Here is a 7411-nt window from a genome sequence, read left to right as displayed (position 1 = left end):
GCTCCAGCCACCGGGCGGCGGCGGCGCGGCGCTCGGCGCGGCGCACGCCGCGCAGCGACAGGGCCAGCTCCACGTTGCGGCGGGCGGTCCGCCAGGGCAGCAGCGCGTCGTCCTGGAAGACGAGCGCGCGGTCGGCGGACGTGCCGGTGACCGGCTCGCCGCCGGCGAGCACGCGGCCCGCGGAGACCGGCAGCAGCCCGGCGAACGCGCGCAGCAGCGTGGACTTGCCGCATCCGGACGGTCCGAGGACGGCCAGGACCTCGCCCGCCTCGGCCGTCAGGTCGAGCCCGGTGACGACGGGACGGCCGCCGTAGCCGAGCGTCACCCCCTCGGCGCGCAGTGCCAGCCCGCTCATCGGCGCTCCTCCCTCGGCAGCCACCGGGTGAGGCGCCGCCCGGCCAGTTCCACCGCGGCGGAGGTCAGCCAGCCGAGCAGCCCGATGGTGGCCATCCCGACGAGCACGCCGGGGTAGTCGACGATCGTGTACGCCTGCCAGGTGCGGTAGCCGACGCCGAAGTCGCCGGAGATCATCTCGGCGGAGATGACGCAGATCCACGCCACGCCCATGCCGATCGACAGCCCGCCGAACACCCCGGGCAGCACGCCCGGCAGGACGACCTGCGCCAGCACCCGGAACCGGCCCGCGCCGAGCGTGCGCACCGCGTCCTCCCAGACGACGGGCAGGGCCTTCACGGCGTGCCGCGTGCTGACCAGGACGGGGAAGAACGCCGCGACGAAGGTGATGAAGACGATGCCCTGCTCGTTCTCGGGGAACAGCAGGATCGCGACCGGGACCAGCGCGATCGCCGGGATCGGCCGGGCGACCTCCAGCAGCGGCTGCAGCAGGTCGCCCGCCCATCGCGAGCGGGCGGTCGCGACGCCGAGGGCGACGCCGAAGACGGCGGCCAGCGCGAACCCCGTCAGGATCCGCACGAGGCTCTGCGTGATGTCCTCGTAGAACTGGCCGTGCTCGACCTGGCGGCCGAACTCGCGCGCCACGTCGCCCGGCCCGGGGAATCGGTCGAACCGCACCCAGAACCGCACGTTCGCGGCGGTGAGCACCTGCCACACCGCGAGGGCCGCCGCGAGCGATGCGATCCGCACCGGCCAGCGGAACAGACTCCTCATGCGCGCCGCACCGCCTCGTCGTACTTGACGACCTTGGCTCCCGAGTGGGCGGAGACGTACTTCTCCGCCGCCTCCTGCGTGGCGAACGGCTTGAACCGGGTCGCCGCGTCGGCCGACGGGTCCTCCACCCAAACGTCCTTGTCGGCGAACCAGCGGGTGCCGGTCGTGGCGTCGGGGATGTACACGGCCCTGAGCTGCTTACCCTCGCCTTGGAGCTTGCGCACGTTCTTCAGCAGGCAGACGGGGTCGGAGACCGGGCGCGTCTTGGGCTCGCCCGCCACCCAGACCTCCCCGGCGGTCGCCGCGTCGCCCACCTTCGTGTTGCAGACGGCGTCGGTGCCGGTGATGGCGGCGGGGTTGGCCGTGGACGCCGCGTTCTGCTCGTAGGACGAGCCGTACGCCTGCCTGATGTAGGCGTCGTTGATGAACGGCTTCACGTCCAGCGGGGTCTGGATGACGCCGATCGACTTGAGGAACGGCACGTCCTGCGCGAACGCGTCCCGCAGCGGCTGCTTGATGGTCGGGTCGAACGTGGAGACGCCACCTGCGCCGTTGTAGAGGTAGACGGCCTCGGCCGGAAGGCCCGTGGCGGAGGCCACCGACTCCGCCGCCTTGACCGGGTCGGCGTGCAGGTAGTTGGTCGCGTCTATCTGCGCGTGGAGGAACGCCTGGAGGACCTTGCCCTTCTCACCGGCGAACGCCTTGCGGACGACCACGCCGTGGAAGGTCGGCACGTTCAGGGCACCGCCGTCGTAGAGGAGCCGTGCCTGGCCCTTCTGCACGAGCACGCCGGGCCAGGCCACGAACTGGGCGAGGCCCGCGGCGCTCCCGGCCTGCAAGGCGGACGCGCCCACGGAGGGCGCCTGGTTCTCGACCTTGACGTCCTTGGTCGGGTCGAGCCCGTACTTGCGGGCCGCCTGGACGAACGTCCCGTGCCCGGCCGACCCGACGCTCGTCGAGACCGTCTTGCCCTTCAGGTCGCGCAGCGTCTTGGCCGAGGAGTCCTTGGAGACGACCACGCCGTTCAGCGAGCCGCGGACGTTGTAGCCGGTCACCGCGACCAGCTCGGTCAGGGCGTCGCCGCCCTGGGCCTGCGCCCGCGAGCCGTTGATCAGCAGCGGGTAGTCGCCCATCGAGCCGATGTCGATCTTCCCGGCGAGCATCTGCGCGGTGATCGGAGCGCCGGTGTCGTAGTCCTGCCAGACGACCGAGTACTTCTTCCCGTCGGCCTTGCCCAGCTCCTTCAGCCGCTTCTCGAAGAGGCCCAGCGAGCGCAGCAGGGTCCCGGCCGTGACGGTGTTGATCGTCTTCGACTGGTAGCCCACGACGATGGTGCCGGAGCCCTGCCCGCCGGAGGCGTTGCCCGCGACCGTGCAGCCCGCCGCGAGCGGGACGAGGGCGGCGCCCGCCGCCAGGGTTCGCTTCATCTTCGTCATCAGAGATCGTCCTTCAGCGCAGCAGGAACGGCATGTTCACGGTCACGGCCCCGGTCGGGCACCGGTCGGCACAGGGCCCGCAGTACCAGCACTCGTCGACGTGCATGTACGCCTTGCCCGTCTCGGGGTGGACGGCGAGCGCGTCCAGCGGGCAGACGTCGATGCAGAGCGTGCAGCCGTCGATACAGAGGGCCTCGTCCACGGTCACGGGGACGTCGGCGCGGTTCTCCACGAGGGACATGGGGGTTCTCCAGGAATCGGCGGTGTGCCCGCTCGGGCACGCGGAACACGCCGCGCGTCGCCGCGCGGCAGGCGGTCTCTCGGATCGGGTGGGGTCAGAGGGCGGTCACGGTGAGGTTCGGTGCACTGGGCGGTTCAGTGACCGGGGTCGGGCGGCCGGGTGCGGTTCATCGAGCCGCTCATCGTGATCCGGTCCCCGCGGAACCGGATGAACTCCAGGTCGACGGGGCGGCCGTCGGCGAGGTGGGTCAGGCGCTCGACCATGAGCAGGGCGGTGCCGCGCGGGGCGTCCAGTGTCGCGGCGGAGTGGGGGTCGGCGTTGACCGCCTCCAGCGTGACCTCCGCCCGTCCGAGCGGCTGCCCGGCGATCCGCTCCAGCAGGACGAAGATGTCGTTGTGGGCCAGGTCCTCGGCGAGCAGCGGCTCGCCGAGGTCGCGGGACACGTAGGTGAGGTCGAGCGAGAGCGGCAGCCCGTTGAGCCGCCGGACCCGCTCGATGTAGACGACGGGCTCGCCGTCGGGCAGCCGCAGCCGCGACGAGATCTCCCGGGACGGGGAGATCAGCCCGGTGGTGCGGACCTCGTTGGCGACCTCGCCGTGCTCGCGCAGCGTCTCGGCGAGCCCGCGCAGCAGGTCCAGCCCGTGCGGGTACTTCTCCGCCACCGCGAGCGTGCCCACCCCCGGACAGCGCTCGACCAGGCCCTCGGCGCGCAGCAGGTCCAGCGCCTCGCGCACCGTGTTCCGGGACGTGCAGAACTCCCGGACGAGCTCGGCCTCGGACGGCAGCGCGCCGCTGCGGAACTCCCCGTACAGCACCTGGCGGCGGAGCACGTCGGCCACCTGCCGGGCCCGGTCGGCGCGCAGCCGCCGCGAGTCCGTCAGGCTGAGCGCCTCTGTCGCGGTGTCTTTCCTGGTCACGGCGTTAACCTACTAAAACAATCGGAATAGGTGAATAGGGTCGGATTAACGCCACCCGAGACACCTCTGCCACATATTCTGACCTGCAAGAACATACCGATCAAGGACGGTTCCGCCACCCCGTCCCCGGCCGGCACGGCGCACGACCCCCCGGTCACCCTCCGGCGGCGGCCGCGCCGCCCCCGCCCGCCCGCCCCGCGGGGCCCTTCCGGACCGCCCTCGCCGACCCTCGCGCGAGACCTCTCCGCGCCCCGTTCCCGGCGGCGCGTTCAGGGAGGGTAAGGCTTGATCCAAAAGGGCGAAACCGGTCACGGGGAGGACTACCATCGGGCTACGTGACGAGCATCAGCCTTGACAGCGCGACCCCGGCCAGTCTTGACGTCGACGCGATCGTGATCGGCGTCTCCCCCGCCGGTGCGGGTGCCGCACCGGCGGCCGGCTCCGAGGGCCTCGACCAGGCCCTGGACGGACGGCTCGCCGACGCGCTGCGCGCCCTGGGCGCCACCGGCAAAACCGGAGAGATCACGAAACTGCCCACCCTCGGCGCGGTCCCCGCACCGGTGGTCGTGGCCGCCGGCCTGGGCGAGGAGCCCGGCGCCGAGGACCTGCGCCGCGCCGCCGGGGCCGCGCTGCGCGCCCTGGCCGGGACCGCCCGGGTGGCCGTCGCCCTGCCCGCCGAGTCCGCCGCCGACGTCGAGGCCGTCGCCCTCGGCGCGCTGCTCGGCGCCTACGCCTTCGACGCCTACCGCACCGGCGACCGCAAGGCCCCGGTCGAGGAGATCAGGCTGCTGGCGCCCGCCGAGGAGGCCGCCGTCGAGCGCGCGCGGATCCTCGCCGAGTCCATCACCCTGGTCCGCGACCTCGTCAACACCCCGCCCTCGCACCTCGGCCCCGAGGACCTCGCGGGCGAGGCCGAGCGGGTCGCCGGCGAGACCGGCCTGGCGATCGAGGTGCTCGACGAGAAGGCGCTGGTCGAGGGCGGCTACGGCGGGATCGTGGGCGTCGGCCAGGGCTCGGTGAACCCGCCGCGCCTGGTCCGCCTCGCCTACGCCCACCCGGAGGCCACCAAGACCCTCGCCCTCGTCGGCAAGGGCATCACCTTCGACTCCGGCGGCCTGTCGCTCAAGCCGTCCGAGGCCATGGACTGGATGAAGTCCGACATGGGCGGCGCCGGCGCGGTGCTCGGCGCGATGGGCGCGATCGCCAAGCTCGGCCCCAAGGTCAACGTCGTCGCCTACCTGGCGATCGCCGAGAACATGCCGAGCGGCACGGCGCAGCGCCCGTCCGACGTGCTGCGCATCTACGGCGGCAAGACCGTCGAGGTGCTCAACACCGACGCCGAGGGCCGGCTGGTCATGGCCGACGCGCTCGTCCGCGCCGGCGAGGACGACCCCGACCTGCTGGTGGACGTCGCCACGCTGACCGGCGCGCAGCTCGTCGCGCTCGGCACCCGGACCACCGGGATCATGGCCAACGACGACGACGTCCGTGAGAAGGTGGTCGCGGCGGCCGGCCGCGCCGGCGAGGCGGCCTGGGGCATGCCCCTGCCCGCCGAACTGCGCAAGGGCCTGGACTCCGCGGTCGCCGACATCGCCAACATCAGCGGCGAGCGCTGGGGCGGCATGCTGGTGGCCGGGGTCTTCCTGCGGGAGTTCGTGCCGGACGGCGTCAAGTGGGCCCACCTCGACATCGCCGGCCCGTCCTTCCACAAGGGCGAGCCCTACGGTTACACGCCCAAGGGCGGCACCGGCGCCGCCACCCGCACGCTCGTCCAGCTCGCCGAGGACCTCGCCTCCGGAGCCCTGTAGGGCCCCGCCCGAAGTTACCGGCGCGGCAAGCTAATAGGTTTTGCGTGGTGGCGGGGCACCCGGACCGGTGCGCCCCGCCTCCGCCCACGGCGCCACGACCCACGCGGCGCCAGATCCGGGAAAGGGAGCGTCCAGTGGCCAACAGCGGCCCCTACGACATCGTGATCCTCGGTGCCGGCAGCGGTGGATACGCGTGCGCCCTGCGCGCGGCCGAGCTCGAGAGCTCGGTCGCGCTCATCGAGCGGGACGAGGTCCTCGGCGGGACCTGCCTGAACCGCGGCTGCATCCCCACCAAGGCGCTGCTGCACGCCGCCGAGGTCGCCGACCAGTCCCGCGAGGCGGCCGCGTTCGGCGTCCGGGCCACGTTCGAGGGCATCGACATGGCCGGCGTGAACGCCTACAAGGACAAGATCGTCTCAGGCACCGTCAAGGGCCTGACCGGCCTGGTGAAGAGCCGCGGCGTCGAGATCGTGCACGGCACGGGACGGCTCACCGGCCCCACCAGCGTCGAGGTCACGGCCCCCGACGGCGGGGTCCGCACGCTGGAGGGGGCGCACATCGTCCTCGGCACCGGCTCGGCGCCCAAGTCGCTGCCCGGCCTGGAGATCGACGGCGAGCGGGTCATCTCCAGCGACCACGCGCTGCGCCTGGAGCGCGTCCCGGCGTCCGTGGTGATCCTCGGCGGCGGCGTCATCGGCGTCGAGTTCGCCAGCGTCTGGCGGTCCTTCGGGGCCGAGGTCACCATCGTCGAGGCGCTGCCCCACCTGCTCCCGCTGGAGGAGGAGTCCAGCTCCAAGCGGCTGGAGCGGGCGTTCCGCAAGCGCCGCATCAAGTTCGAGCTCGGCACCCGGTTCGAGAGCGTCAAGACCACCCAGGGCGGCGTCGCCGTCACCCTGGAGGGCGGCAAGACCATCGACGCGGAGCTGCTGCTGGTGGCCGTCGGCCGCGCGCCCGTCTCCGACGGCATCGGCCTCGCCGAGGCCGGCGTCGAGACCGAGCGCGGGTTCGTCAAGGTCGACGAGTTCTGCCGGACGAACGTCCCCACGATCTCGGCGCTCGGCGACCTGGTCCCGACGCCGCAGCTGGCCCACGTCGGCTTCGCCGAGGGCATCCTCGTCGCCGAGCGGCTGGCCGGGCTCGCCCCGCCGCCGATCGACTACGACGGCGTGCCGCGCATCACCTACTCCGACCCCGAGGTCGCCTCGGTCGGCATCACCTCCGCGGTGGCCAGGGAACGGGGACACGAGATCAAGGAGGTCACCTACGATCTGGCCGGCAACCCCAAGAGCAAGATCCTGGGCACGCAGGGCGAGGTCAAGGTGATCGCGGCCGTGGACGGTCCCGTCCTCGGCATCCACATGGTCGGCGCACGCGTCGGCGAGCTCATCGCGGAGGGTCAGCTCATCTACAACTGGGAGGCCCTGCCCGGCGAGGTCGCCCAGCTGATCCACCCCCACCCGACCCAGTCCGAGGCGGTCGGCGAGGCGCATCTCGCGCTCGCCGGCAAGCCACTGCACGTGCACGGCTGAACGCCGCGCGATATTCGAAGGAGTCGCTGAGAGCCATGCCGGTCTCCGTCACTATGCCCCAGCTCGGCGAGAGCGTCACCGAGGGCACCGTCACCCGCTGGTTGAAGAAGGAGGGTGAGCGCGTCGAGACCGACGAGCCGCTTCTCGAAGTGTCGACCGACAAGGTCGACACCGAGATCCCTTCGCCCGCGTCGGGCATCCTGACCAGCATCACCGTCGCCGAGGACGAGACCGTCGAGGTCGGCGCCGAGCTCGCGGTCATCGGGGACGAGGGCGACGCGCCCGCCGCGCCGGCCGCGCCCGCCGCCGAGGAGCAGCCGCAGGAGGCCCCGGCGCCGGAGCCGGAGGCGCC

Annotated in this window: 8 protein-coding genes; 3 read left to right on the top strand and 5 right to left on the bottom strand. The window is 72.7% G+C overall.

The features are described from left to right. The 5 genes from E1291_RS36875 to E1291_RS36855 form a co-directional block, all read right to left on the bottom strand. A partial coding sequence (locus E1291_RS36875) for an ATP-binding cassette domain-containing protein (RefSeq protein ID WP_131742685.1) occupies positions 1-355 on the bottom strand: 355 nt, incomplete at its 3' end. Next, the gene (locus E1291_RS36870) at positions 352-1128 is read right to left on the bottom strand and encodes an ABC transporter permease (protein WP_131742684.1); all 777 of its coding nucleotides are present in this window, start codon (positions 1126-1128) and stop codon (positions 352-354) included. The genes E1291_RS36870 and E1291_RS36875, both read right to left, overlap by 4 nt. Continuing rightward, the gene (locus tag E1291_RS36865) at positions 1125-2564 is read right to left on the bottom strand and encodes an ABC transporter substrate-binding protein (RefSeq protein WP_242614608.1); all 1440 of its coding nucleotides are present in this window, start codon (positions 2562-2564) and stop codon (positions 1125-1127) included. The genes E1291_RS36870 and E1291_RS36865 overlap by 4 nt, the downstream gene beginning before the upstream one ends. A gap of 13 nt (positions 2565-2577) precedes the next feature. Then, on the bottom strand, positions 2578-2805 hold the full coding sequence (locus tag E1291_RS36860; protein ID WP_131742683.1) for a 4Fe-4S dicluster domain-containing protein: 228 nt from the start codon (positions 2803-2805) through the stop codon (positions 2578-2580). A gap of 134 nt (positions 2806-2939) precedes the next feature. After that, the gene (locus E1291_RS36855; RefSeq protein ID WP_131742682.1) at positions 2940-3722 is read right to left on the bottom strand and encodes a GntR family transcriptional regulator; all 783 of its coding nucleotides are present in this window, start codon (positions 3720-3722) and stop codon (positions 2940-2942) included. 335 nt (positions 3723-4057) lie between these two features. On the opposite strand from E1291_RS36855, the gene E1291_RS36850 reads away from it, so the two are divergent. The 3 genes from E1291_RS36850 to E1291_RS36840 form a co-directional block, all read left to right on the top strand. After that, positions 4058-5530, top strand: coding sequence for a leucyl aminopeptidase (locus tag E1291_RS36850; protein WP_131742681.1), 1473 nt, complete (start codon positions 4058-4060; stop codon positions 5528-5530). Between the two features lie 134 nt (positions 5531-5664). Then, positions 5665-7059: a dihydrolipoyl dehydrogenase gene (gene lpdA / locus E1291_RS36845; RefSeq protein ID WP_131742680.1), complete on the top strand. Its 1395-nt coding sequence runs from the start codon at positions 5665-5667 to the stop codon at positions 7057-7059. A 35-nt stretch (positions 7060-7094) separates the two neighbouring features. After that, positions 7095-7411, top strand: a 317-nt coding sequence (locus E1291_RS36840; RefSeq protein ID WP_306434500.1) for a biotin/lipoyl-containing protein, incomplete at its 3' end; no start/stop codon positions are given.

Origin of the sequence: Actinomadura roseirufa, from assembly GCF_900659635.1 — a bacterium.
GTDB classification, from domain to species: Bacteria; Actinomycetota; Actinomycetes; order Streptosporangiales; family Streptosporangiaceae; genus Spirillospora; species Spirillospora roseirufa.
This window is presented reverse-complemented; position numbering and strand designations above follow the sequence as displayed.